31 protein-coding genes are annotated in these 25,862 nt (G+C 35.2%); 24 read left to right on the top strand and 7 right to left on the bottom strand.

The window, feature by feature from the left end; translation table 11 throughout:
• Positions 1–203: 203 nt before the first annotated feature.
• Positions 204–938 (bottom strand): 1-(5-phosphoribosyl)-5-[(5-phosphoribosylamino)methylideneamino]imidazole-4-carboxamide isomerase, encoded by a 735-nt coding sequence (gene hisA / locus THEYE_RS09660; protein WP_012545163.1) that lies wholly within the window; start codon positions 936–938, stop codon positions 204–206.
• A 21-nt stretch (positions 939–959) separates the two neighbouring features.
• Between hisA and THEYE_RS09655 the strand changes: the two genes are divergently transcribed.
• Genes THEYE_RS09655 through THEYE_RS09640 form a run of 4 tightly spaced genes read left to right on the top strand, consistent with a single transcriptional unit; the run spans position 960 to position 4,738 of the window.
• The gene (locus tag THEYE_RS09655) at positions 960–1,556 is read left to right on the top strand and encodes a class I SAM-dependent methyltransferase (protein ID WP_012546497.1); all 597 of its coding nucleotides are present in this window, start codon (positions 960–962) and stop codon (positions 1,554–1,556) included.
• 44 nt (positions 1,557–1,600) lie between these two features.
• Positions 1,601–2,569 (top strand): KpsF/GutQ family sugar-phosphate isomerase, encoded by a 969-nt coding sequence (locus THEYE_RS09650; protein WP_012544949.1) that lies wholly within the window; start codon positions 1,601–1,603, stop codon positions 2,567–2,569.
• A complete protein-coding gene (locus THEYE_RS09645) occupies positions 2,569–3,624 on the top strand; it encodes an LptF/LptG family permease (protein WP_012546094.1) in 1,056 nt (351 codons plus the stop codon). The genes THEYE_RS09650 and THEYE_RS09645 overlap by 1 nt, the downstream gene beginning before the upstream one ends.
• Before the next feature lie 4 nt (positions 3,625–3,628).
• A complete protein-coding gene (locus THEYE_RS09640) occupies positions 3,629–4,738 on the top strand; it encodes an LptF/LptG family permease (RefSeq protein ID WP_012545175.1) in 1,110 nt (369 codons plus the stop codon).
• Between the two features lies 1 nt (position 4,739).
• Here the strand turns inward: THEYE_RS09640 and THEYE_RS09635 are convergent, their stop codons facing one another.
• The 6 genes from THEYE_RS09635 to THEYE_RS09610 are packed head-to-tail and all read right to left on the bottom strand — an operon-like array spanning position 4,740 to position 8,741.
• Positions 4,740–5,078 carry a YraN family protein gene (locus THEYE_RS09635; RefSeq protein ID WP_012546712.1) on the bottom strand — a complete coding sequence of 113 codons (339 nt, stop codon included), beginning with the start codon at positions 5,076–5,078 and terminating at the stop codon, positions 4,740–4,742.
• Positions 5,066–5,524: a toprim domain-containing protein gene (locus THEYE_RS09630; RefSeq protein WP_012545605.1), complete on the bottom strand. Its 459-nt coding sequence runs from the start codon at positions 5,522–5,524 to the stop codon at positions 5,066–5,068. Before THEYE_RS09630 ends, THEYE_RS09635 begins: the two co-directional genes overlap by 13 nt.
• Positions 5,511–6,746, bottom strand: coding sequence for a diphosphate--fructose-6-phosphate 1-phosphotransferase (pfp, locus tag THEYE_RS09625; RefSeq protein ID WP_012546508.1), 1,236 nt, complete (start codon positions 6,744–6,746; stop codon positions 5,511–5,513). Before pfp ends, THEYE_RS09630 begins: the two co-directional genes overlap by 14 nt.
• 10 nt (positions 6,747–6,756) lie before the next feature.
• Positions 6,757–7,104, bottom strand: a complete 348-nt coding sequence (locus tag THEYE_RS09620; protein WP_012546264.1) for a HepT-like ribonuclease domain-containing protein — start codon at positions 7,102–7,104, stop codon at positions 6,757–6,759.
• The gene (locus tag THEYE_RS09615) at positions 7,097–7,393 is read right to left on the bottom strand and encodes a nucleotidyltransferase family protein (RefSeq protein ID WP_012545356.1); all 297 of its coding nucleotides are present in this window, start codon (positions 7,391–7,393) and stop codon (positions 7,097–7,099) included. Before THEYE_RS09615 ends, THEYE_RS09620 begins: the two co-directional genes overlap by 8 nt.
• A gap of 4 nt (positions 7,394–7,397) precedes the next feature.
• The gene (locus THEYE_RS09610) at positions 7,398–8,741 is read right to left on the bottom strand and encodes a class II fructose-bisphosphate aldolase (protein WP_012546190.1); all 1,344 of its coding nucleotides are present in this window, start codon (positions 8,739–8,741) and stop codon (positions 7,398–7,400) included.
• 195 nt (positions 8,742–8,936) lie between these two features.
• On the opposite strand from THEYE_RS09610, the gene THEYE_RS09605 reads away from it, so the two are divergent.
• The 20 genes from THEYE_RS09605 to ffh all read left to right on the top strand — a co-directional run bounded on the left by THEYE_RS09605 (position 8,937) and on the right by ffh (position 25,860).
• Positions 8,937–9,353, top strand: a complete 417-nt coding sequence (locus THEYE_RS09605; protein WP_012545104.1) for a DUF3617 domain-containing protein — start codon at positions 8,937–8,939, stop codon at positions 9,351–9,353.
• A 181-nt stretch (positions 9,354–9,534) separates the two neighbouring features.
• The gene (locus THEYE_RS09600) at positions 9,535–10,563 is read left to right on the top strand and encodes a hydrogenase small subunit (protein WP_012545343.1); all 1,029 of its coding nucleotides are present in this window, start codon (positions 9,535–9,537) and stop codon (positions 10,561–10,563) included.
• 15 nt (positions 10,564–10,578) lie between these two features.
• On the top strand, positions 10,579–12,249 hold the full coding sequence (locus THEYE_RS09595; RefSeq protein ID WP_012546172.1) for a nickel-dependent hydrogenase large subunit: 1,671 nt from the start codon (positions 10,579–10,581) through the stop codon (positions 12,247–12,249).
• 63 nt (positions 12,250–12,312) lie between these two features.
• A complete protein-coding gene (locus THEYE_RS09590) occupies positions 12,313–12,801 on the top strand; it encodes a HyaD/HybD family hydrogenase maturation endopeptidase (RefSeq protein WP_164924875.1) in 489 nt (162 codons plus the stop codon).
• Positions 12,774–13,028 (top strand): HypC/HybG/HupF family hydrogenase formation chaperone, encoded by a 255-nt coding sequence (locus tag THEYE_RS09585; RefSeq protein ID WP_012545287.1) that lies wholly within the window; start codon positions 12,774–12,776, stop codon positions 13,026–13,028. The genes THEYE_RS09590 and THEYE_RS09585 overlap by 28 nt, the downstream gene beginning before the upstream one ends.
• Positions 13,010–13,231, top strand: a complete 222-nt coding sequence (locus tag THEYE_RS09580; protein WP_012544963.1) for a sulfurtransferase TusA family protein — start codon at positions 13,010–13,012, stop codon at positions 13,229–13,231. The genes THEYE_RS09585 and THEYE_RS09580 overlap by 19 nt, the downstream gene beginning before the upstream one ends.
• The gene (locus THEYE_RS09575) at positions 13,231–15,135 is read left to right on the top strand and encodes an ATP-binding protein (protein WP_164924874.1); all 1,905 of its coding nucleotides are present in this window, start codon (positions 13,231–13,233) and stop codon (positions 15,133–15,135) included. Before THEYE_RS09580 ends, THEYE_RS09575 begins: the two co-directional genes overlap by 1 nt.
• 5 nt (positions 15,136–15,140) lie before the next feature.
• Positions 15,141–15,689 (top strand): dCTP deaminase, encoded by a 549-nt coding sequence (gene dcd, locus THEYE_RS09570; protein ID WP_012546770.1) that lies wholly within the window; start codon positions 15,141–15,143, stop codon positions 15,687–15,689.
• On the top strand, positions 15,686–16,384 hold the full coding sequence (gene pyrF / locus THEYE_RS09565) for an orotidine-5'-phosphate decarboxylase (RefSeq protein WP_012545803.1): 699 nt from the start codon (positions 15,686–15,688) through the stop codon (positions 16,382–16,384). Before dcd ends, pyrF begins: the two co-directional genes overlap by 4 nt.
• A 120-nt stretch (positions 16,385–16,504) precedes the next feature.
• Complete coding sequence (locus THEYE_RS09560; protein WP_164924933.1) at positions 16,505–16,948, top strand: GGDEF domain-containing protein; 444 nt, start codon at positions 16,505–16,507, stop codon at positions 16,946–16,948.
• A 274-nt stretch (positions 16,949–17,222) separates the two neighbouring features.
• Positions 17,223–17,654, top strand: coding sequence for a YMGG-like glycine zipper-containing protein (locus THEYE_RS09555; RefSeq protein WP_012545573.1), 432 nt, complete (start codon positions 17,223–17,225; stop codon positions 17,652–17,654).
• Between the two features lie 15 nt (positions 17,655–17,669).
• Positions 17,670–18,239: an orotate phosphoribosyltransferase gene (gene pyrE / locus THEYE_RS09550; RefSeq protein ID WP_012546400.1), complete on the top strand. Its 570-nt coding sequence runs from the start codon at positions 17,670–17,672 to the stop codon at positions 18,237–18,239.
• On the top strand, positions 18,236–19,000 hold the full coding sequence (locus tag THEYE_RS09545) for a hypothetical protein (RefSeq protein ID WP_012546306.1): 765 nt from the start codon (positions 18,236–18,238) through the stop codon (positions 18,998–19,000). The genes pyrE and THEYE_RS09545 overlap by 4 nt, the downstream gene beginning before the upstream one ends.
• Before the next feature lie 71 nt (positions 19,001–19,071).
• On the top strand, positions 19,072–20,139 hold the full coding sequence (gene dnaJ / locus THEYE_RS09540) for a molecular chaperone DnaJ (protein ID WP_012546226.1): 1,068 nt from the start codon (positions 19,072–19,074) through the stop codon (positions 20,137–20,139).
• Positions 20,140–20,141: 2 nt separating this feature from the next.
• Complete coding sequence (locus THEYE_RS09535) at positions 20,142–20,480, top strand: MerR family transcriptional regulator (protein WP_012545092.1); 339 nt, start codon at positions 20,142–20,144, stop codon at positions 20,478–20,480.
• 13 nt (positions 20,481–20,493) lie between these two features.
• Positions 20,494–23,124 (top strand): ATP-dependent chaperone ClpB, encoded by a 2,631-nt coding sequence (gene clpB, locus THEYE_RS09530; RefSeq protein ID WP_012546043.1) that lies wholly within the window; start codon positions 20,494–20,496, stop codon positions 23,122–23,124.
• 21 nt (positions 23,125–23,145) lie between these two features.
• Positions 23,146–23,595: an Hsp20/alpha crystallin family protein gene (locus THEYE_RS09525; RefSeq protein WP_012546164.1), complete on the top strand. Its 450-nt coding sequence runs from the start codon at positions 23,146–23,148 to the stop codon at positions 23,593–23,595.
• Between the two features lie 108 nt (positions 23,596–23,703).
• A complete protein-coding gene (trxA, locus tag THEYE_RS09520) occupies positions 23,704–24,036 on the top strand; it encodes a thioredoxin (RefSeq protein ID WP_012545412.1) in 333 nt (110 codons plus the stop codon).
• 3 nt (positions 24,037–24,039) lie between these two features.
• On the top strand, positions 24,040–24,537 hold the full coding sequence (locus THEYE_RS09515; RefSeq protein WP_028842055.1) for a peroxiredoxin family protein: 498 nt from the start codon (positions 24,040–24,042) through the stop codon (positions 24,535–24,537).
• A complete protein-coding gene (gene ffh, locus THEYE_RS09510) occupies positions 24,538–25,860 on the top strand; it encodes a signal recognition particle protein (protein WP_012546620.1) in 1,323 nt (440 codons plus the stop codon).
• Positions 25,861–25,862: the final 2 nt, after the last annotated feature.

Genomic DNA, 25,862 nt, shown 5'->3' with positions numbered 1-25,862 from the left:
CTAATCTATAGTTACTGTTGCATATAACTCGGTACCCTTTGTATCTATAAATCTAATGAATTTACCACAATCACATTCATATTCGGATACAGCAACTCTAAAATTGTGCTCTCTCTCCTATTTAAGTCCCTCTATCTTTTCCCCGCAAAATACGCAGAACATTTTATTCCTCTCTTTTAATTTATTTTTTGCTATTTCAACGCTCATTTTTTTACTCCGTCCCCTTTTATAATTCTCAAGGCTTCTTTTAAATCAATTGCTCCTGAATAGATTGCCTTGCCTGTTATTACCCCCCAAAGTTGTGGAATTTCTGCAAGCTTCCTTATATCTTCAATTGATGAAACTCCGCCGGACGCTATCACAGGAACTTTGACTGATTCAACGAGGGCTTTTGTTGCTTCAATATTTGGTCCCGTAAGCATTCCATCTCTTGATATATCTGTGTATATAATACCCCAGATACCATAATCCTGCATCTTTAAGGCAAGCTCTATGGCTCTTATTTCTGTAACTTCAACCCAGCCTTTTACAGCTACAAGCCCATCTTTAGCATCAATGCCTACAATTATTTTTTTAGGGAATCTTTTACAAACCTCTTTTACAAAATCAGGTGACTGGACAGCAATTGTGCCAACAATAACTCGGTCAATTCCTACGGAAAGGAGCAATTCAATATCCTCAATCCTTCTTATTCCTCCTCCAACTTCTATGTTACCCCTGAAAGCTTCCCGGATTTTTTTTATTGACGGAAGATTGCCGATTTTTCCCTCTTTTGCGCCATCAAGGTCAACTACATGAAGAACCTCAGCGCCTTCATTCTGCCATCTTAATGCTGCATCTTCGGGATTGTCATAATAAACTGTAACTTCGCTAAACTTCCCCTGACGAAGTCTTACACATTTGCCATCTTTAAGGTCAATTGCTGGAATTATCTGCATTTTTTAGTATAACATAACAGCATGGATGAGCTTGCAAAGGAATATGTAATTGATTTTTTTACCAAAAGACTAATTCATTTTAAAGACTCTCCTGAATCCGTAGGATGGACTGCGAAAGGTCAGTTGCTCCGATATGAGGCAGTTGTTGAACTCATAAACCCTGAAGGAAAAAGCATTCTTGATTTTGGTTGCGGTAAAGGTGATTTTTATGGTTTTTTGAAACAAAGGGGAATAAAATGTGACTATACTGGTATAGATATAAATCCTTCACTGATTGAGGTTGCAATAAAAAACTATCCTGAAACAGTTTTTTATGTTAAGGATATTGAAAGAGAGCCTTTGGACAGAGATTTCAATTATACACTGGCAATTGGAGTATTTAATCTCGCAGTTCAGGATATAAAAGAGCTTATGCAAAGATGTCTGGAAATTCTTTTTCAACATACTAATGAAAAACTTATTCTTACTTGCCTTAATAAGAAAACAAAACTTAAAGATATCGGCGTGACCTATTTTGCTATAGAAGAACTTGAAAAAATTTCAAAGAAATTAACAAATAGATATCAAATTGTAGATAATCTTATAGAAGGCGATTTGTTTTTAATTTTGAATAAATAGAGCTTATTTGAATTTAATCAAACAACTCACTTAAAATAAAACTTATGGAAAACCTTATAGAGATAGCTCAGAAGGTTCTTACTATTGAAGCAGAATCTTTACAAACACTCAAAGAAAGAATCAATGAAGATTTCCTTAAAGCTGTTGAAATAATCCATAATTCAAAAGGTAGGGTTGTTGTAACAGGCATTGGGAAATCAGGGCTCATTGGGAGAAAAATTGCTGCTACTTTAGCTTCAACAGGTACACCATCATTTTTTATGCATCCAGCAGAGGCAAGTCACGGTGATCTTGGTATGGTTACAGAAGAAGATGTTGTTATAGCAATCTCTAACAGCGGTGAGACAGATGAACTAATAAGACTTATTCCATTTTTAAAGTATTTCAATGTTAAAATAGTTGCCATTACTGGAAATACTCAATCCACATTGGCTAAGCAGGCTGATGCGGTTCTTGATGTTTCTGTAAAAGAAGAAGCCTGCCCTTTCGGTTTTATTCCAACAGCCTCTACCACAGCCACATTGGCAATGGGAGATGCATTAGCTGTTGCTTTAATTATGCGAAATGGCTTTAAAAAAGAAGATTTTGCTTTTTTTCATCCAGGTGGCTCACTTGGGAGAAGAATGCTTACAAAGGTTAAAGATTTAATGCATACAGGAGATGAACTTCCTGTGTGTTTTCCGCAGACTGTCATGCTTGATGCAGTTTTAGAAATTTCATCCAAAAGGCTTGGAGTTGTTGTTGTTGTTGACGAAAATAAAAGAATTTTAGGGATTATCACTGATGGTGATGTAAGAAGGGGTGTGCAGAGATATGGAAAAGACCTTTTTGATTTAAAAGCTTGTCAAATTATGACTATAAATCCTAAAACCATAAATGAAGACGAACTTGCAGCAGTTGCGCTTTCAGTAATGCAAAAATATTCAATAACAAGCCTTGTTGTTCCTAATAGTGATGGAACACTTGAAGGCTTAATTCACATTCATGATATCCTCAAAAAGGGCATTCTTTAATGAAAGTTATTTACAAGGCTTTAACCCGTGAACTACTTCAAAACATCGGACTTTCAATTGCTTTTTTAAATGCGGTTTTAATAATTGAAAAGCTATTCAAACTGAGTAAGATATTTGCTTCTGTTGGAATAGATTTACCCAATCTTGTATTACTTATACTTCTTTTACAACCTCAATTGCTTATTTTTACAATTCCAATGGCTTTACTTCTCAGTATTTTACTTACATACGGAAGAACTCAGGCAGATAACGAGATGACAATCTTTATGGTAAGCGGAATGCCTTATAAAAAAACATTTAAACCTGCTATATATATCGGATTAATAGCATTTTTTTTCACTGTTTTGATGAGTTTTTATCTTGCACCAACAGGAGTAAGTCTTGTAAGAGAAAAAATTTTGACTATTCTTGCAGAGCGAGCACCTCTTGGATTAGAGGAAGGAGTTTTTAATCAGGGATTTAAAGATGTAACAATTTTTGTTAAGGAAAAACCTGATAGTTTACATTTAAAAGAAGTGGTAATTTTTGATGAAAGAAAAAACGATACAAAAATAGTAATTGCTAAAGGAGGTCTAATAAAAAAAGAAAGAGATAATATAAATTTGAGTTTATTAAATGGAAAAGCCTATTTTAATAAGGGCTTGACTTTAAATGAAGTAAGTTTTAAGGAGTATATCTTCAGGCTTTCTCCAAATATAGATCCTATAGCAAAGAAAGTTAGTGAACTTTCTTTATTTGAGCTTGTTTCAAAAATTCAGACAGAAGAGGTAAAAGCTATTGATTATAAACTGGAACTTTATAAAAGATTCGCTTTACCACTTTTATGCATAGTAAGTGTTTTTTTAGCTCCCTCATTATGCCTTATTGTTGGAAAAACTGGTAGAATCGGTGGTATTACAGTAGGACTTGCCATTTTTGCCTTTTATTATATTTTAATGATATATGGAGCTAATCTTGCAAAAGCTGGGAAAGTTTCGGCAGAGATAGGTTCTCTTTTACCCGTTATAGTTATGGCAATTTTAGCCTTTACTATGTATACACGAATTAGAAAGTAGCGAAATGAATATAAACATTGTATGTAAAAGCTATATAAAAGATTTTGTGAGAACATTTTTAGTCTTGCTTTTCTCTATGTCTTGTCTTCTTTCAATTGTTGGACTTATTGAAAAAATAGATGATTTTATGCCATATAAACCTTCAACCACTTTTTTCATTGAATATGGTTTATATAGTATTCCTCGCTACATTTTTTACTTAATACCCTTTGTCACACTTGTAACCTCACTATTTATATTTTCAATTGGCGTAAGAAGCAGGGAATTTTTGATTCTTTCTGTTTCTGGTGGAAGATTAAGAGGACTTTTAAAGCCTTTTTTAATTTTAGGCATTGTTATTTCTATTGTAGGCTTTATATTCGGAGAATTCCTTCAACCAGAATTTACAAAAAAGTTAAATTTTATGATTGAAGAACTAACCCAGAAAGGAAAGAGTTCTATACAGAAAGAGCTTTTTGTTAGAGCCAAAGACGGAACAGTTATCAAAATTGGGAAGTTTTCCCAGCAGCAGAAAAAGGCAGATGAGGTAAAAATATTTATCATAAAAAATGATGCATTGATTAAAAGAATAGATTCTCAGGAAGCAGAAATAGAACAAGATCAGTGGAAGCTTAAAAACTCCATAGTTTATGACTTTGTAGCTGGAAAAGTTGAAAAATATGATTTGATGGACTATCCACTTAATCTAAAAATTTCTATTGCAGCATTTAAAGATATTAAAAAAATTGAGGAATTTGGTATTGCTGAACTTATTCAGAAAAGAAAGGAATTAAAAAAAGTAGGACTAAGCAATCCTAAGATTGATACTGATATAAGTAGCAGGCTTTCATATAATTTTGTGACATTTTTTATGATGATACTTGGAATGTCTTTGCCTCTTGGGGCATATGAAAAATTCAACTTCCTGTTTTCAAAAGGAAAAGGCGGAAGCGCAGCAGGTGGTATAATAACTGTTGGTATAGGGCTTGTAATAACAATAATTTATTGGCTTGTATACTCGCTTTTTATGTTTATGGGATACTCAAAGATTCTTCCACCATTTATTTCACCATGGATTACGCCATTGATTTTTGGTTTTGTTTCAATCAAGCTTTATTATTCAATAAAGGAATAATTTAGAAGAAAGCATTTTCAATGTGTTCAATTTTTTTATCATTGATTGCTATAACATCAAATCTCACAGGATATTCTTTTTTAAGCATTGAGATATAATAAAGGGCTAATTTTTTAAGTTTTTGCTGCTTTGTGTAATTTACTGAAAGTTCTGGTTTGCCGAATTTGTCTGATAATCTTCTTTTTACTTCTATAATTACGATAAAATTTCCATCTTTTGCTATTATATCAATCTCTCCAAAAGGTGTGCGAAAATTTTTCTCAAGGATTTTATAGCCTTTTGTTAAAAGATAATCTATTGCTAATTTTTCACCTTCTTTGCCTAACTCTATTCTTGCCATTGTTTTACATCAAGACTTTGCCCAGCTATTCTTTGAAAAAGTGAAGGAATTTCTTCTATTTCTAATATCTCCTTTTGGCAAAGAATTTTTAGCAATTCCCTTATTGATGCAAAATCTTCCCACATTCCTTGCAGATTTTCTCCTATTTTTGAATATAGTTCCTCTCCTTTTTCATCCCAGTCAATGAGCAGAACAACTTTTTCAAAACGGTTGGCTATTGTTTCTGAAAACTCATATATTGATTTTCCGCTATGAAGTATAATAATTTCTCCATCAAAGCCTATTTCACGTAAAGCTTTTTTGTCTCTTCTGCCTTCTACTATGATAGGAACAAATTTATTTATTTCATAAAGATAGTGTAAAACTTCCCGAATTTTTTCTGCTCTCTCCCAGTCTATTGGAACAAACTCTTTCTTATTTCTTCTTTGCCTGTCATGTGGTGACATAGAAAAATTTTTCCCTAAATTCTTTCTCGCTCATTTTTACAACTGAAGCAAGTCCCTTAAGACGCTCACCTTCAAAGTCTTCAGCTTCAAGTCTTATCATATATTTTCTTCCTACTTCATAGTTTTCCGATGTTATATCAACCTTTCTTATTTTTACTTTACCTGTTCTGTAATCAATAAGTTCAACAAAAGGAATAGGTCTGAGATGTCCTTCTTCAAAGGTTATCATTGCACCCGTACCGCCTCTTAATAGGTAACGGACTGCTCCATAGCCAAGGTTTCTTGTATATTCAATATCATAGGGAATCGGGTCCGCAGACCTCAGTTCATAGCCGATGTTTTTATCAACTATCGTTAATTTAATTCCCATATCTTCAAGAGATTTTTTAACAAAGTTTTTCATTATTCTGCCAAGTTGAATCTCACTCAGCCTTACTCTTCCTGTCTCATCTTTTTCAAGTTGTTCATAATGACTCAGTTCTTCAGGATCAAACTTTTCTGAAAGTCCTTCTGCCATAATTACAACTCCGTGGTCTCTTCCCATGCTGAGTCTTTTGATAATAGCACCTGTGAGAATATCTGCTACTTTTTTAAATGAAATTTTTTCTTCAGGAAATTCCTCTGGGATTATTGTTAATGTTGCGCCAGCAGCTTTTCCAACTCCCAGTGCAAGATGTCCTGTATATCTTCCCATTATGGTTAAGAAATACCATCTTGCAGAAACTCTTGCATCTTCCATAATATTTTTTACAATTTCCACGCCCCAGTGTCTTGCTGTTTCATATCCAAAAGTAGATGCACCCCCAGGAAGGGGTAGGTCATTATCTATTGTTTTTGGGACATGAACAACATTTATCTCACCTCTTGCTTCTCTTTCTATCCAGTTTGCCATAAAAAGAGTTCCATCTCCGCCTATTGTTATGAGATACTTTATGCCTAATTTTTTAAGTGTTTCCATTAAAACAGGGAATTTCTCTTTAACTCTTTCTGCATGCTCGCGGGATGTTCTTAAAATTGAGCCACCTTTTGTATGTATTCTTGAAACGTCATCTACACTAAGAGGCATTGCACAGGAAAGATTGCCGTCAAAGAGAGGTTTAAAACCACCTTTTATTCCAATTACTTTTTTGCCCTGATTTATTGCCTCAATTGTTGCTGCACTTATTGTTCCATTTATTCCCGGAGCAGGTCCTCCACCAACAATTATTCCAACTGTTTCCATAAATGCCTCCTTATGAGATTTCTTGAAGCAACTTACGAATAGCCTTTTCTAATTCAGGAATTTTTTCTTTAATGACATTCCAGGTAATACTCACATCTCCGCCAAAATATTCATGAATCAGAATATCTCTTAAACCAGCTATTTTTCTCCATTCAATAGCTTCTTTCTGCTTTATTTCTTCAGGTATTTTTTTAACTGCTTCGCCTATATTCTCAAGTGCTTTCATTGTAGCATACTGTATAAGTTCATTATCTCTGAACTCTTCTACTGAATGAATGTTTTTATTGAATTTTTTTATCCTTTCTACTTCATCAACGATGTCTTCTAAAATAATCTTTGTAATTCTTCGTTTAGACATAAATTGTTTCCTCTAAAATACAAGGCTTTAAGCGAGGTTTTATCGCATCCTTGATTATTAAATCGACATTAATACATAAAAGAGTTGTCAAAAAATTTTTTAAATCTACATAATTATCAAAAGTTTTAAATCTTTCATCAAGAACAACTAATATATCAATATCACTTTCCTTTGTTTCCTCACCCCTTGCATAGGAACCAAAAATTCCTATTTCTAAGACACCAAATCTGTTCTTTAATTCTTCCTTTTGTTTATGTAATATATCTTTTATTTTCTCTATTTTTTCCATAAAATTAAAAATCAATCTCCACTGAAACCTTAGCAGGTTTCACAGTTTTATTTACTATTTCAACAGTATCAAACACTCTTAATTTCCCAAATAAAAGCTCAAACTTCTGTTCGAGTTCTGCCATGATTGGCTCTTTTACTTCTTTTGGAAGACTCCACCACTCTTTTTTAAATGGTCCAAAACCCTTTTTGCGGGTGCTATAAATGAACTGCTCCTCTGTTTGTCCCTCCTTCCATTCAGAGGCAAACTGTTTTTTAAGAAATTCATAAATCATTTTACGGAACTCATCTGGCAAGTATTTGCTGTCATAAATTATATTTTGAAAGCCTGTGGCAAGATGTATCTCAGAAGTGCCTGTCTCGGGGAATTTATCAAAAGCTTCCTCTGGTAAAGTGCTTGCTCCATGCTGAACACATCCGCTTAATCCATATTCTTTACGCACAAGCTCTGAAAGAATCTGTAGAGTTTCAAAATCAATCTTAACCTGTGCAATGCTTCCATCTGGTAGCACTACTCCACCATGTTTTGTGCCAGTCTGCACACTTAGTTTGCTTAAACCTTTATCTCCCTTGTATACATCTCTGAAGCCGTCAAGATATGCCCTTGCTTCTTCAGGGGTGGAGTTTTTCCCTCCAATCTCACCAATTTCACCACCTATAGATATGGTAACACCTTCAGGTTCAAGGTTTCTTACATGTTCGGCTAAAAGAGCTGTATTTTCAAAATTTGGTCTTTGTTGTTCATAGATTGTTTCTTTGCTTAAATCAACAAGAGTAGATGTATCTATATCAATGTTATAAAACTCTGCTTCAATTGCTTCTTTTATTAAGCCTTTCACATAATTTATTTCTTTATCAGGTTCTTTTTCAAAATATCTTCTTACAATCTGGAAATGATCTCCCTGAAGGAAAACAGGTCCTGTAAAACCTTCCTTGACAGCAGCTGCTAAAACGCAGGCTGAATACTCCAGCGGTCTTTGCTTTGTATAACCAATCTCAGAGCGAGCAATTTCAAAGATAAGGGCACCAACATTTTTCTCCTTTGCTTTTCTAAAAATTGCTCTTGCCACATCATAGGTTAAACCTCTAATATTAATTGCAGGAACTGTAAAGCCCAAAAAATGTTTCCCCATTTCCTCATATAATCCATGAATTGATGAAGGAATAGCATCCATTCCCTTTGCGATTTCTTTAATAATTAGTAATTTTTTAATTCTTGCTTCTTCCACTTCTTCAAAAATTGCATCAAATATAAGTCCATCCATAGCTTTTTTGACTTTTTCTTTATCTTTTACTACAACTTTACCATCTCTAATTTCTACAATCTCTGTAATTTTCTCAAAACCCATATTACACCTCCAGAAAATTTTTTATATTATACTCAATTTAGTTAAGAGAAAATCTATAGTCATTAGTTATGACATAGTATCCATGTTTTATTTCTACCCCTGGATACTATCTCCTAACCCTGAAAGAAGGAATGATTTGACAAACTTCGTATTACCTGATACAATTCAATCAAATAAAAAATAGGGGGTTTTAAAATGATTAGAGCATTATTCATTATTTTATTTTCTATTTCTTTATTAATGATAGCCTGTTCCAAGAAGGAAGAAGGACCCAACATGAAGGAAGGAAAATGGGAAATAACATTTCAAATGGAAGCAACTGGTAAACTGCCCTTTCAGATGCCTCCTCAGACTTTTACTCAATGCATAACCAAAAAAAATGTAATTCCTCAAAATATTGAAACAAATAAGGACTGTAAAGTTATTAAAGAGGAGTTAAAAGGAGATACAGTAGCATGGTCAATGGAATGCCAAACTCCTGATGGACCTTTTTTCAGTGAAGGGACAGTGACATACAAAGGAACCTCCTTTAACGGAGTTGGCAAAATGAAACATAGCGGAGTAGAGATTACTCAAAAAATGAGCGGTAAGTGGATTGGTGAATGCAAATAATACTATTATACTGAAACCCAGCTAATTTAACTGTCTCTCTGAGGGCAGCTAAATACCTCTTATTTCAAGGATTGTTCTTACCCTATATACTATGTTTTAACCTGAAAGAGAAATCTCTTGACAAATTATATAAAAAAATATAAACTTACTACACGAAAAAAAATCTTTTCAGGGGGCATGTATGGAAAAAGGAACAATCTATGAAGGATTGGTTCGTCGTGGGGTTTCAAGAAGAGACTTCCTTAAATTCTGTGCAACAACAGCAGCTGTTTTAGGACTTTCCTCCTCTTATGTTCCAAAGATTGCTGAAGCAATGGAAAAAAAGGAAAAGCCAGTTGTTGTCTGGTTACACTTTCAGGACTGCACAGGATGCAGTGAAAGTGTATTAAGGGCAACAAAACCAACAATTGGCCAGATTGTTCTTGATGTGGTATCTCTTGAATACCACGAGACAATCATGGCAGCAGCAGGACATCAGGCTGAAAAGTCCCTTCACGATGCCATTAAGAAGTACAAGGGTAAATATCTTGTAGTGGTTGAAGGTGCAATTCCTACAAAAGATGGTGGACTTTATTGTTGTATAGGTGGTAGAGCAGCAGTTGATATTCTCAAAGAAGTTGCAAAAGATGCCGCTGCTATAATTGCCATCGGAACCTGTGCAACATACGGTGGAATTCCAGCAGCAAAACCAAATCCAACAGGAGCTGTCGGTGTAAGAGATATTATTAAAGACAAGCCTGTAATTAATCTGCCAGGCTGTCCACTGAATGTTGAAAACTTCACTGCTACAGTGGTTTATTTCCTTACCTTTGGAAAACTTCCAAAAACTGACAATCTCGGAAGACCTCTATTCGCACACGGAATTCTCATTCATGATAATTGCGAAAGAAGAGGTCATTTTGACACAGGCGAATTTGCAAAGTCATGGGGAGATAAGGGACACAGACTTGGCTGGTGCTTATATGAACTTGGCTGCAAAGGACCTTTTGCCTATCACAACTGTCCAACAATTAGATGGAATGATGGGACAAGCTGGCCAGTTATGGCAGGACATCCTTGTGTTGCCTGTTCAGAGCCAAAATTCTGGGATGCTAATGCTCCATTTTATGCAGGACTTCAAAATAAAGATAGCTTCTTTGCAAAGGCATCCAAGATTGGACTTGGTGCTATGGCAGTAGCCGGTTTAACAAAGAAAGAAAACAAGGAATAAATAAAGGGGGCATGTATGGCAAGATTAGTTATTGATCCAGTAACAAGAATTGAGGGGCACTTAAGATGTGAAGCAGTAGTTGCCGATGGCAAGGTGAAAGATGCCTATTCATCCTGTACCATGTGGCGTGGAATAGAAGTAATAATGAAAGGTAGAGACCCGAGAGAAGCATGGGTTTTTGTTCAGAGACTTTGCGGTGTCTGCACAACTGTTCATGCAATTGCATCAATAAGAGCAGTAGAAGATGCATTGAAGATAAAAGTTCCAAGAAATGCTGACCTTATCAGAAATCTCATAATGGCAAATCAGTGTGTTCAAGACCATGTAATTCATTTTTATCATCTTCATGCTCTTGACTGGGTTGATGTTGTCTCAGCACTTAAAGCAGACCCAGCAAAAACTTCAGAACTGGCAAAAACCATCTCTCCTTGGCCTAATAATTCAACAACATACTTCAAGGCTGTTCAGGACAAACTGAAAGCCTTTGTAGAAAGAGGACAACTTGGAATATTCAGCAATGGCTACTGGGGTCATCCTGCATACAATCTTCCACCAGAGGCAAACTTAATGGCAGTAGCACATTATCTTGAAGCACTTGACTGGCAGAAAGAAGTTATCAAGATGATGGCAATGCTTGGTGCAAAAAATCCTCATCCTCAGACCTTCTTAGTAGGTGGAATGGCAATTCCAATAGACCCAGAAAGCCAGAATGCAATTAATGCAGGAACTATAGCTGCTTTAAATAAATATGCTGACATGGCAATTGAGTTTGTTGAAAAAGTATACATTCCAGACCTTCTTGCAGTCGCATCTTTCTACAAAGATTGGGCAAAATACGGCGGAAATGTGAATTTCCTTGCTTGTGGTGAATATCCAGAGGCAAATGGGAAAATGTGGCTACCAGCAGGAATTATAAAGAACAAAAATCTAAAGGAAATATATCCAGTTGACCACAAAAAGATTCAGGAATACATCACTCGCTCATACTATAAGTATTCCAAAGGAGAAAATGCAGGACTTCATCCTTGGGACGGAGAGACAACACCTAACTATACAGGACCGAAACCACCCTATGAGTATCTCAATGTAGATGGTAAATACAGCTGGGGTAAAGCACCAAGATATGAAGACCTTCCAATGGAAGTAGGTCCTCTTGCAAGAGTGCTTGTAGCCTATGCTTCAGGACATAAGGAAGTTAAGGAAGCAGTAGATATGGTAATGAAAAAACTCGGTGTCGGACCCGAAGCACTGTTTTCAACTCTTGGAAGGACAGCGGCAAGAGGAATTATAGCTCTTGTTACTGCTTACAAAACAAAAGATTTCATCAATGAGCTTGCTGCAAATATCAAAAAAGGTGATTACACAATCGCTAACACTGAAAAATGGGATCCAAAGACTTGGCCCGCAGAGGCAAAAGGTATGGGTTGGCATGATGCTCCTCGTGGTGCTCTTTCACACTATATCGTAATAAAGAACAAGAAGATTGAAAACTACCAGATGGTTGTTCCTTCTACATGGAATCTCTCACCAAGAGACAACAAAGGTGTGAGAGGTCCTGTTGAGGAGGCTCTTGTTAATACACCTGTAGCAGATTCAAAACAGCCTCTTGAGCTTCTCAGAACCATTCACTCCTTTGACCCATGCATGGCATGTGGTATGCACATTGTTGAAGTAAAGGAAGAATAGTTAAAAAGAATAAAAAAACTAAGCCCTCCTTATCATAGGAGGGCTTTTTAATTGGAGAGAAGTATGGATATTTGCATCATTGGCGTAGGAAATATTCTTATGCAAGATGAAGGTATTGGTCCGAAGATTGCGGAGATTTTAAGAAAAAATTATACCTTTGAGCCAAATATTGAAATTATTGATGGAGGGACATTAGGACTTGACCTTCTCCCCTACATTGAAAAGTATAAAAAAATCATCATAATTGATGTTGTAGATTTTGGTAAAGAACCAGGATTTATAAAAATTTTAAGGGGAGAAGAAATCCCACCCTATCTTAAAACAAAGCTTTCTGTGCATCACGTAGGAGTTCAGGACTTACTTGAAGTGGCAAGGCTGATGGGTTATATGCCAGAAGAATTAGTTCTTGCAGGAATTCAACCAGAGTCTATTGACCTTGGACTTGACCTTTCACCTACTATGGTTGGTAAACTAAATGAATTAATTGAAGAAATTTTAAAAATTCTAAATAATTGGGGGATAAAATGTGTCTTGCAGTCCCTTCAAGAATAATAGAAATTGAAGACACTATGGCAACAGTAGATGTTATGGGATTAAGAAAACAAATCAGCCTTATGCTTCTTCCAGAAGAGCCCAAAATTGGAGATTATGTACTTGTTCATGCTGGTTTTGCCATAAACAAAATGGAACCTCAAGAAGCACAGGAAGCATTAAAGATTTTTGAAAAAATTTTTAAAGATATGGAGGAACAGGAAAAAAGTTGGCAGACAGAGTCATAGATTACAGTGGTTTAAAATGTCCTTATCCTATCCTAAAATTAAGTGCCCAATATCCTCAATTCAAAGAAGGTGAAATTATTGAAGTAATCGGAGATTGTCCCACCTTTGAAAAAGATATAAAAGCCTGGTGTAGCAAGCTCGGTAAAACCATCCTAAATATAGAGAAACAAGGAAATAAAATTAAGGTGACAATAAGGATTTAATGATGGAACAGCATCCTTGTCCATATGGTGGTTTTCTTGCATGCAAAAATACATTCTGCGAATATGGACAGAGATTGAGCGAGATTTTACATCTCTGCTCAGACATAATTGAAAGCATAAGCAAAGGAGATACATCAAAAAAAATAGATATAAAAGTTCAAAGGTATGCTGTTCAGAGACTCATAGATAGTATAAATAAACTGGCTAAAGAGGTTGACGATTTAATAAATCTTAATCATGAGCTTGCAGTGGGAATATGTGAACACTTTGATGTTTTAAGAAGACTTCAAGAAGGCGATTTTTCAGCAGAAGCTTCAGAGGAATCCAAAATTGAAATTGTAAAGATGCTCGGACAGTTAATAAATAAACAAAAAGAGAGATTTTTAGACTATATAAGTAAAATAAAAGAACAACAGGAACAAATATTTCATTTTTATGAACAACAAAATGCTATTCTTTCCTCTGTTGGAGTTGCCATTATTGTTGTTGAAGCGGATATGACAATAGAGTTTGCTAACAGTGAGTTTGAAGATTTAACAGGCTATTCTAAAAAAGAAATAGAAGGCAAGATGAAGTGGACAGAGTTTTTTTCAGAAGAGATGCTTGATAAAATGATAGAGTATCATAATCTTAGAAGAATTTCTCCTTCCTTAGCTCCAAGACAGTATGAATCAAAACTGAAAGACAGAAATGGAAGAATTAGGGAAGTTCTTATGAATGTTGCCATGATTCCTTACACAAAAAAATCAGTAGCATCTATAATTGATATCTCCGAGAGGAAGAAGATACAGGAACAACTTATTCATTCACAGAAGATGGAGTCCCTTGGAATGCTTTCAGGAAGAGTTGCTCATGAATTCAACAACATTCTTACAGGGATTTTAGGATTTGCTGGTCTTCTTCATACGAAGATAGAAGAGCCAATACTTAAGAATTTTGTTGAAAAAATTATTGATGCTGGCGAAAAAGCAAGAGATTTAGCAAAGAAGTTACTTGTATTCAGCAGAAAAGAGGAAATTGGCGTAATTCAGGAAATCAATATAAACAAATATCTTAAAAATTTTTCTGAATTTGTAAAAACCATTATAGGAAAAGATATAGAGTTAAAACTGCATCTTCCAGAGGAAGAAGTTTTTTATAGAATAGACCCTCTTCATCTTGAGGTTATTCTGATGAATCTTATTACAAATGCAAGGGATGCAATGCCTGAAGGAGGAGAGCTTATAATTGGTTTTAAAGAGATTTCCATTGACCTTGAATATCATTATACTCATCCGCTTGTCGCCCCGGGTGATTATGTTGTTTTATGCATAGCTGATACAGGAGCAGGCATGGATGAAGAGACAAAACAAAGAATATTTGAACCATTTTTTACCACAAAACCAAAAGGCAAAGGAACAGGGCTTGGGCTTTCCACAGTTTTTGGATTAGTAAAACAATATAATGGACATATTCATGTTTATAGCGAAGTGGGTAAGGGAACAACATTTAAAATATACATGCCTGCAAAAGACAAGAAAATAAAGCCTTCAATATCCCCAGAAACTTTAAAGGGCGCAGAAACAATACTTGTTGTTGATGATGATGAACAGACAAGAGATTTTATTTCGTCATTTCTTAAAGATTATGGATATAATGTCTATGAAGCTAAAAATGGTAAAGAAGCTCTGGAAATATTTAAAAAACTCAACCATGAGATAGCACTTTCTCTGATAGACCTTGTTATGCCAGGAATTTCTGGTATTGAAGTTATGAGACAGATTAAGACAATCAATCCAGAGGCAAAAATTGTTATAATGAGCGGACATCCTATTGACCTTAAAGATGTCATCTCTGTGGAAAAAACTTTTGCGCCTGAGGAAATTTTACTTAAAATTAGAAATATACTTGATGAAAAGGAGTGAAGCATATGGTGAGAAATGATCGCTGGATTAAAGAAATGGCTCGTAATGGAATGATTGAACCCTTTGAAGAGGGACTTATCAGGGAAGGTGTCATATCCTATGGAGTAAGTTCTTATGGCTATGACATGAGAATTGCCGATGAATTCAAAATTTTCACCAACATAAACAACACAGTAGTAGACCCAAAAAACTTTGATCCGAAAAGCTTTGTTGAGTTTAAGGGAGAAGTATGTATAATTCCGCCAAACTCTTTTGCTCTTGCTCGCTCTGTGGAATATTTCCGTATTCCAAGAGATGTTCTTGTGATATGCATAGGAAAGTCAACCTATGCAAGATGTGGAATTATTGTAAATGTAACCCCTCTTGAACCGATGTGGGAAGGTTTTTTAACTATAGAGATATCAAATACAACGCCTTTGCCCGCAAAAATCTATGCCAACGAAGGTATTGCTCAGTTGATCTTTTTAAAAGCAGAGGAAGAATGCGAGGTCTCCTATGCAGATAGAAAAGGTAAGTATCAGGCTCAGCAGGGAATAGTGCTTCCTAAAATATGACCTTAGACAGGGTAATAATTGCTCTTGATTTTCCAAGTAAAAAAGAGGCTCTGAAAATTGTTGATGAGCTTGATGAACTGATAAGTTTTTACAAAGTAGGGCTTGAGCTTTTTCTCAACGAAGGTAAAGAGATTTTAAAAACTCTAAAAAAAAGAGAGAAAAAAATCTTCCTTGATCTTAAATTTCACGATATTCCGAACACTGTTCAGAGAGCTGTCAAGACAAGTTTAAACTATGGCGTGGATATGCTGACTTTACATACAACAGGTGGCTTTGAGATGATGAAAAGGGCAAGGGAGACTGTAGAGGAAGCAAAAATTAGAGAGAATGTTTCTTTAAAGCTTTTAGGAGTAACTGTGCTTACAAGTCTTGATAGTAAAAGTCTTGAAGAAATTTATGGATTAACCTTTGATATCCCATCTCTTGTAAAAAAACTTGCAATGCTTGCTAAAAAGACAGGAGTTGATGGAGTTGTAGCCTCTGCCCATGAGATATCTACAATTAAAGAACACTGTGGCAGGGATTTTACAGTAGTAACTCCAGGAATTAGGCTGGGAAAACTGTCTCATGACGATCAGAAAAGAACAGTGACTCCGCAAGAGGCTTTCCTCAGAGGTGCGGACTATATAGTAATTGGAAGAGCAGTCATATCTTCTCAAAATCCCAGAGAAGTTCTCTTAAACCTGTTCAGATGAAGGATATTTTTATGTTAAATTATTTATCAAAATGAAAATAGTTCTATATATCAATATAGAATCTCTTTCCGATTTGATATCTTCTTTTTTAAAAGATGAAGTTGAAATTTTTCAGCCTCTCTGGAGTGGTGTTTTTTATATAAAGAACCCCTTAGTATTGCTTTGTTTGATATAGACTACTTTAAAAAAATAAATGATACCTATGGTCACTTATCAGGAGATAAAATTCTGATGGAAATTGTTTCATTAGCAATAGAATTTTTGCCAAACCGATTAACTATCGGAAGATATGGTGGTGAGGAGTTCTGTATAATAATGCCTGGTATTGAGGAAAATGAGTCTTTTAAAATATGCGAGGCTTTTCGGAAAAAAGTTGCAGAAACCGAATTTCATACTTTTTCTGGTGAAACAATAAATCTTTCAATAAGCATTGGACTGACAACTTTTTATGGAAACAAATTAATAACAATAGATGAATTAATACAAAAAGTTGATACAGCTCTTTATAAAGCAAAGCAGACAGGAAGAAATAGAGTAATTTTAGAGACTTTTATAGTAAAATAAAAAACAAGAGGCTGTTCAATTAGTAACAGTCATTCCAAGGGGTTTTAATGACTCTGAGGAATTTTATCCGAAAAGGTTTCTTTTTCTTTTGTCATTCCGAGCACCCTCAATGGGTGTGAGGAATTTGACCCTTAGGGTCACCCTGAGGCAAAGCCAAAGGGTCTCCTCCTTAAATCGGAAAGAGGGGATTCCTCGTCGCTCATGCTCCTCGGAATGACAGATGAAGCTATAAGTTTTTGAACAGTCTTAATAGAAACTAAGGAGGAGGTTTAAAATGAAAACAATGGCTTTGGTAGTGGCTATTTTATTACTCTTTACAGTAGCATGTGGCCAGTTTCAGCAACAACACTATGAAGGCGCAGGTGCAGGTGCTGTTGTTGGTGGAGTAGCAGGTGCTCTTCTTGACAAAAAAAATCCATGGCGTGGAGGTGTTATTGGCGCAGCTCTTGGTGCTGTTTTTGGAGCTACAATTGCTGATATTTCTACAAGAGGTTCAAGAGAGGCATATCAAACTGGAAAGCCTGTTGAATACAGAACAGAAGATGGAAGAGGCTATTACAAAGCAGAACCTTCAAGTGATTACTACTATAAAGACCCTTATACCAAGTGTAGAAAGGTTTCAGAAAAAGTGTGGGAAGATGGTAAGCTTGTTAAGGATACAGTAAAAGAAATATGCGAATCTGAAAAGCAAGAGAGAAGCTATTGATAGCGGTAATATCCAATGCGGGATAGACTAATAAGACTTATTTATGAAAGAGCCTTTAAATACAGTGAAGAGCCTATTTTCCGACTTGTCTCAGGTGGTTTAAGTCAGTATTACTTTAACTGTAAAACAGTAACTCTATCACCTGAAGGCATGTATTTAATAGGTAATATAATTTTTGACATGATTGCTAACCTTGATGTTAAAGGTATAGGAGGACTTACACTTGGTGCAGACCCTATTTCAAATGCAGTAGCCTATACTTCCTATTTAAAAGGTAAACCTATTGAGTCATTTGTTGTTAGAAAAAAAGCAAAAGAACATGGCACTATGCAGTGGATTGAGGGGAATATAAAACAAGGTGACAGTGTTGTTGTTGTAGATGATGTCATTACTACAGGAAGCTCAACAATTAAGGCAATAACCCGTCTTAAAGAAGCAGGAATTTTCGTGAAAAAAGTTATTGTTCTTGTTGATAGACAAGAAGGTGGAAGGGAAAATATATTAAAATTTCTTGCAGAATGCGGATTTCCTGCTGAATTAGAAGCAGTGGTTTTAAGGGATGATGTAATGCAGCTTAAAAGGTGAATAAACAGATAAAATTTCAATGCATAATTAATTGCTCCTATATATGTTGCGGTGGAGCAACTATTGTTACAATAAAAGAACTTGGAAAACTTTACAGATTTTTCCCTATTACTGCAGGATTTAGGAAGATATATCCTTTTAATTCTTTTCATAAAGAGTATCTTGAAGCTTTTGCAATTAAATATAAAAGCTTTTACATTATTGGAGATTTTGTAGCAGGCAATAGATTAAAGAAAAGATGTAGACTGCTTAAAGACTCTTTATGTTCAATACATGGAAGCCTTAAACCCCTTCAATGCAATATTATTCCATTTTCCGTGACTTTCCCTGAAACAATGCAAAATCTTGTAATAGCAGAAAAAAGAAGAGGAGTTTTTAAAGTTTGTAAAGGTTTTCATGATGATGCTCCTGTGGTATGGAATGGTGAATTCACTGACCCAAAGCTTAAAGAAAATTTCTATAACCTTAGAGAAAATCTTGTTTTCCAAAGACATATAATTGAGAAAATTTTTTTGAGATTTGAAAATAATGTATTTTTTCAAAAATTTATACAGACAGAAAGTGGTTTCTTTGAAGTTCCTATTCTTAATGATTTTATTGATGAATTATGCAATATTGCTTTAATCCAAAATAAGACCGATTTCTTAAAAGCCCAGAAAAATTTATTTATCAATGAGTTAACGGTTGGAGGAATTAAGAACTCCTTATTTATTGATGCATTGAATGCAATAGAAGCAAGCAATATCAATATTTCTGAGTAACTAATTTCTCCTTAAATCAATTAGGGTTTCAAGACTTGATATAAATCAACTCAATATGTTATTGTTTAACTATGGAACGTAAAGATTACTACAAAATCTTAGGAATTAGTAAAGATGCCTCGCAGGAAGAGATTAAAAAGGCTTATCGTAAGCTTGCGAGGAAATACCATCCTGATTTAAATCCGGGGAATAAAGAAGCTGAGGAAAAGTTTAAGGAGATAAATGAAGCATATGCAGTATTGAGTGATCCTCAAAAAAGAGAGGAGTATGACAGAGGAGGAAGCTTTGATTTTAAGGGTTTTGATTTCGGTGGTTTTGACTTTACAAAAGGCTTTGATTTGGGAGATATCTTTGGCGACATCTTCGGTGAGACTTTTACCACTGCTCAACCTTTCTATTTAAAGGGTGAAGATATTGTTATTCCGATAACACTTAGTTTTGAAGAAGCTTATAATGGTGTAGTCAAGCCAATTCATTATCAGAGATATATAGAATGCTCAGTCTGTCACGGAAGCGGTGCTGATAAGATAGATATATGTAAAAAATGTAATGGTACAGGAAGAATTCAGGCATCTCGTGGATTTCTAAGAGTAAACCAAACATGCCCTCAATGTGGAGGAACAGGTAGAACCGCTTCATCCAAATGTAGAAACTGTGGTGGAATTGGAAGAATTTTGACTGTTGAAACACTTAAAGCAAAAATTCCTGCTGGTGTTGATAATGGTTCAACTGTAAAGGTTAAAGGATACGGAAATGCTGGCAAGGGCGGTGCACCTTATGGTGATTTAATACTTGATGTTACGGTTACGCCGCATCCTTTCTTTACAAGAAAGGGCGATGATATATACATTGAGCTTCCTGTTACCTTTGTTGAAGCAGCACTGGGTGCGAAGATTGATGTTCCTATTGCTGATGGAGGTTTTGTAAAAATGAAAATCCCTGAAGGTACTCAAAGTGGACAGAAGTTTAGAATTTCTGGCAAGGGATTTCCTTCGCCAAAGAATGGTAATAGAGGAGATTTGTATGTTGTGATCAAGATTGCGGTGCCTAAGGGATTAACCCAGTCCGAAAAGGAGGAAGTAAAAAAGATTGAGAGACTCTATAAAGAAAATCCAAGACAGTTCATGTTGGGGAGGTAAAAATGGGAAAAGACGAGAGATTCTATTTGATTAGCATGGTATGTAAACTTCTTAATGTACATCCTCAAACTCTGAGACTTTATGAGAGAGAAGGTTTTATAAAGCCCAAAAGAATAAAAAAACAGAGGATTTATACAGATGAGGATTTAGAAAGACTTAACTTTGTAATAAAGCTTACAAAGGAATTTGGTGTTAACAGAGCAGGAGTTGACATTATTTTAAGGATGAGAGAAAGAATGCAGATTATGGAAGAGGTAATGCAGGAAATGCTTCGTTATGTTGATGAAGAAATAAGACAACAGGTGGAAAAAAGAATTAAAAAATTTTTTGAACAATTTTAAGGAGGGAAAAACCATGAGATTTGATAAACTTACTTATAAAACTCAGGAAGCCATAAGAGAGGCTCAGAAGATTGCTTCACAGTATGGTAACCAGCAGATAGATGTAGAACATCTAATTTATGCCCTGGTTGAAGATAGTGAAGGGCTTGTGACTCGGATTCTTAAGGAATGCGGAGCAGACTTAAACTCAATCAAAACAGATTTAAAGAAAGCTATAGATAAAATTCCAAAGGTCTATGGTGCTCAGCCACTTGAGCAGGTCTATATTACTCCAAGACTTAATCAGCTTTTTGAAAAAGCTGACAAGGAAGCAGAACATCTTAAAGATGAATATATAAGTGTGGAGCATCTTCTTATAGCTCTTTTTGATGTAGGAGGTCCTGCGCTTGATGCAATAAAAAAGCAGGCAGTTACCCGTCAAAAAGTGCTTGATGCAATGAGGGCAATAAGAGGAGTTCATCAGGTAACTGATCCAAATCCAGAAGAAAAGTATCAGGCATTGGTTAGATATGGCAAAAATCTTACAGAACTTGCAAAAAAGGGTAAACTTGATCCTGTTATTGGAAGAGATGAAGAAATTAGAAGAGTTATTCAAGTTTTAAGCAGAAGAACAAAGAACAATCCTGTTTTGATTGGTGACCCTGGTGTTGGTAAAACAGCTATAGTGGAAGGTCTTGCACAGAGGATAGTAGCAGGCGATGTTCCTGAATCTTTGAGGAATAAAGAACTTATAGCTCTTGATATAGGCTCACTTCTTGCAGGTGCAAAGTATCGTGGAGAGTTTGAGGAGAGACTCAAAGCAGTGCTTAAAGAGATTACACAGTCTGAAGGAAGAATTATTACATTTATTGATGAACTTCACACACTTGTAGGTGCAGGTGCTGCTGAAGGTGCAGTGGATGCAGCAAATATGCTCAAGCCAGCTTTAGCAAGGGGAGAGCTTAGATGCATTGGAGCAACTACTGTTAATGAATACAGAAAATACATTGAAAAAGACCCTGCACTTGAAAGAAGATTTCAGCCTATTTTAGTTAAAGAGCCTTCTGTTGAAGACACAATTTCTATTTTAAGAGGACTTAAAGAGAGATATGAGGTTCATCATGGTGTAAAGATAAAGGATTCAGCATTAGTTGCTGCTGCTGTGCTTTCAGCAAGGTATATAACAGACAGATACTTGCCTGATAAAGCAATTGATTTAATTGATGAAGCTGCGGCAAAGCTCAGAATGGAGATTGATAGCATGCCAATTGAACTTGATGAGATAGAAAGAAAACTTAGACAACTTGAGATAGAGCGTCAGGCATTGAGCAAAGAACCAACTGAAGATGCAAAGGAAAAAATAAAAAAGATTTCTCAGGAGATAGAGCAACTACTCACTAAAAAAGAGGAACTGAACACACAATGGCAGGCTGAAAAAGAGTTTATTTTAAAAATCAGAGAGATTAAGGCAGAGATTGAACAGGCAAAAATAGCAAGTGAACAGGCAGAACGTCAGGGAGATTTAACAAGGGCAGCAGAATTGAGATATGGCAAACTTATTGAACTTCAGAAAGCACTTGATGAGGCAAATGCCCGACTTAAAGAGATTCAGAGAGGAAGGCAAATGCTCAAAGAAGAGGTTGATGAAGAGGATATTGCTGAGGTAGTGGCTAAATGGACAGGAATTCCAGTTAAAAGACTTCTTGAAAGCGAAACTCAGAAACTTATAAAAATGGAAGAGCGACTCAAAGAAAGAGTTGTTGGACAAGATGAAGCAATTATAGCAGTATCAAATGCAATAAGGAGAGCAAGAGCAGGATTACAGGATCCTAATCGTCCTATTGGGTCATTCATGTTTCTTGGACCTACAGGTGTTGGTAAAACAGAACTTGCAAAGGCGCTGGCAGAATTTCTATTTGATGATGAAAATGCCATGATTCGTATTGATATGTCTGAATATCAAGAGCGTCATACTGTATCTCGTCTTATTGGTGCTCCTCCTGGTTATGTGGGCTATGAAGAAGGAGGTCAACTTACAGAGGCTGTAAGAAGGCGGCCATACAGTGTTGTTCTTTTTGATGAAATTGAAAAGGCTCATCAGGAAGTATTCAATATACTCTTACAGATACTTGATGATGGTCGTCTTACAGATGGACACGGAAGAACTGTTGACTTCAGAAACACAATTATCATAATGACATCAAACATAGGAAGCGCCCATATTCAAGAATTTCTTGAAAATAAAGGTTCTGAGCACTGGCAGGATTTAAAGAAAGATTTAAAAACAAGGATAATAGATGATTTAAGAGCATTTTTCAGACCTGAGTTTCTTAATAGGATTGATGAGATAATAATCTTTAATCCATTGAGTAAAGAGATAATGAAGGATATCATAGAAATTCAGATTAAACGGATAAAACAGTATCTTAAACAGAGGAAGATTGATATAATCCTTACAGAAGAAGCAAAGGACTATATTGTAAGAATTGGATATGATCCTGTATATGGTGCAAGACCTTTGAGAAGAGTGTTACAGAAAGAAATTCTTGATGCTCTGGCAATAAAACTAATTGAAGGAACATTTAAAGAAGGGGAGACTGTAGAAGTTGATTTTAAAGATGGTAAAATTGTATTTAATAAGGTTGTTTTGGTAGAAGCAGCCTAAGATAAATTGAGGAGGTGTATCATGTCCATTGTAAAATGGAGTCCTTTAAAGGAAATTGAGGAAATAAGAAAGGAGATGGACAGACTTTTTGAAGAGTTTCTATCACCTGTTCGTAGGAGAAGAGCTGTTACCACAGAAGGGGTTATCTCTCCTAATGTGGATATTTTTGAAAGAGGTAGAGAGGTAGTTATTCAGGTTGAACTACCAGGTGTTAATAAGGATGAGGTGGATTTAACTATTACAGATGACCGATTGATAATTAAGGGAGAAATTAAGAAGCCTGAAGGTATTTCTGAAGATGATTATATTTTGAATGAAAGAAGTTATGGACCATTTTCAAGAACTGTCAATCTCCCTACGGATGTAGATAAATCTTCAGTTAAAGCAAATATTAAAAACGGACTACTTGAGATAGTTGTTTTAAGAAAAGAAGAATCCAAACCAAGAGAGATAAAAATTCCTTTAGAATAATTATATTCCTCGGGGCATCATGCTCCGAGGAATTTGATAATAATTGACAAAATATTAGAGAAAGATTTATTTTAGAGAAGTTGTTTACAAAATCTCCCGGAGGTAACAATGGCTGAAGGCATTGTAGAGCTCACAAGCTCTAAATGGGAAACAGAAGTTTTAAATTCAAAAGGTGTAATAATGGTAGATTTTTGGGCACCATGGTGTGGTCCATGCAGAATAATTGCTCCTACAATAGAAGAACTTGCAAAGGAATACGAAGGTAAAATAAAAGTAGGGAAACTAAATACTGATGAAAATCCAGAAATAGCAACACGTTATGGAATTATGGGAATTCCAACAATAATGTTTTTTAAAGATGGTCAAAGAGTTGACCAGATTGTAGGAGTTGTTCCAAAATCTATTCTAAAGAGCAAATTGGATAGTCTCCTCAGTAGCTAATTCGTGAAAAAATTTTTAATTATAGTTTTTATCCTACTAATTCCACAAATGGGGCAAAGTGCACTTAAAAAAGGTGATTTTGCCCCTAATTTTTCCCTTACTGCTTGGAATGGAGAAAATATTGAAGTTTATCAGCTTAAAGGCAATGGAATACTTATAGAGTTTCTTTCAACAAAATGTTTTGCCTGTGATTACGTAATTCCTGATATAAACAAACTTTACGGAAAATTTAAAAAAGAAAATATTCAAATAATCGGAATCTTGTTTAATGACGAAATAAAAGAACCTCAAAAACTTTTTGAATTTGCAAAAAACAGGGGAATTCAATATCCTCTATTTCTATGTGATGTAAAAATAAAAAAATTATACAATATCTATGGTTTCCCAAACTTTTTTATTTTAAATAGAGAAAAAAAGATTGTCCAAATATACAGAGGCATAACAGAAGATACTTTTGGTTTACTGAGTAAAGATTTAGAAATTCTTCTTAGGAGGCAATAAATGTTTGAAGCATTAACAGATAAACTTGAAGCAATATTTAAAAAACTTAAAGGTAAAGGAATTCTAAAAGAAGAAGATGTTGATGCAGCTTTAAAAGAAATAAGAATTGCTTTGCTTGAAGCAGATGTTAACTTTAAGGTTGTAAAAGCTTTTATTGAAAGAGTCCGTCAAAAAGCAGTTGGTAAAGAGATTCTTGAAAGCCTCTCTCCTGCACAACAAGTAATAAAGATAGTTTATGAAGAACTCTGTGAACTCCTTGGAGGAAGCACTTCAAAAATTAAGCTCAGTCCTAATCCTCCAACAATCATTATGATGGTAGGACTTCATGGTTCTGGTAAAACCACCACATCTGCAAAGCTTGCAAGACTTTTTAAAAAACAGGGACGAAGGCCTATGCTCGTAGCAGCTGATCTTCAAAGACCTGCGGCAATAGAACAGCTTGTTACCTTAGGTAAACAGATAGATGTTCCTGTTTTTCATTCATATGAAATTAAAGATCCAAGAGAACTCTGTAAAGATGCTTTAAAAAAGGCTGTTATTGACAGAGCAGATCCTGTAATTGTTGATACCGCAGGAAGAATGCATGTTGATGAAGAACTCATGAGAGAATTGCAGGATGTAAAAAATGTTCTTAATCCTCATGAAATTCTTTTTGTAGCAGATGCAATGACAGGACAGGATGCTGTGAACATCGCAAAAAGTTTCCATGAAAAAATAGGTATTGACGGTGTTATTCTTACAAAGATGGATGGAGATGCCAGAGGTGGAGCAGCACTGTCCATAAAAGAAGTCACTGGAAAGCCAATAAAGCTTATTGGAACAGGTGAAAAAATTGATGCAATTGATGAATTCCATCCAGACAGAGTTGCAAATAGAATTCTTGGAATGGGAGATGTCCTTTCACTAATTGAACAGGCACAGAAAGCCTATGATATGAAAGAAGCTGAAAAGCTTAAAGCAAAAATTGAAAAAGAGGAGTTTACATTTGATGACTTGAAGGACCAGATCAGAAAAATGAGGAAAATGGGACCTATTGAAAATATCCTTTCCATGCTTCCTGGGGCAAATAAATTTTTGAAAAACATTAAAATAGATGAAAAAGAGTTTGTTAAAGTGGAAGCAATAATTAATTCAATGACTTTTGAAGAAAGAAAAAATCCTAAAATTATAAATGCAAGCAGAAGGATAAGAATTGCAAAAGGAAGTGGAACAACTGTAACAGATGTTAACAGACTTATCAAACAATTTCATGAAATGAAAAAAATGATGAAACAGCTAAAACATGGGAAAGGATTTAAACTGCCAAAGATTTTTCCATTTTAAAT

Origin of the sequence: Thermodesulfovibrio yellowstonii DSM 11347 (genome assembly GCF_000020985.1) — a bacterium.
Lineage (GTDB): Bacteria > Nitrospirota > Thermodesulfovibrionia > Thermodesulfovibrionales > Thermodesulfovibrionaceae > Thermodesulfovibrio > Thermodesulfovibrio yellowstonii.
The sequence above is the reverse complement of the archived record's forward strand: the minus strand, read 5'-3'. Positions and strand labels throughout refer to the sequence as shown.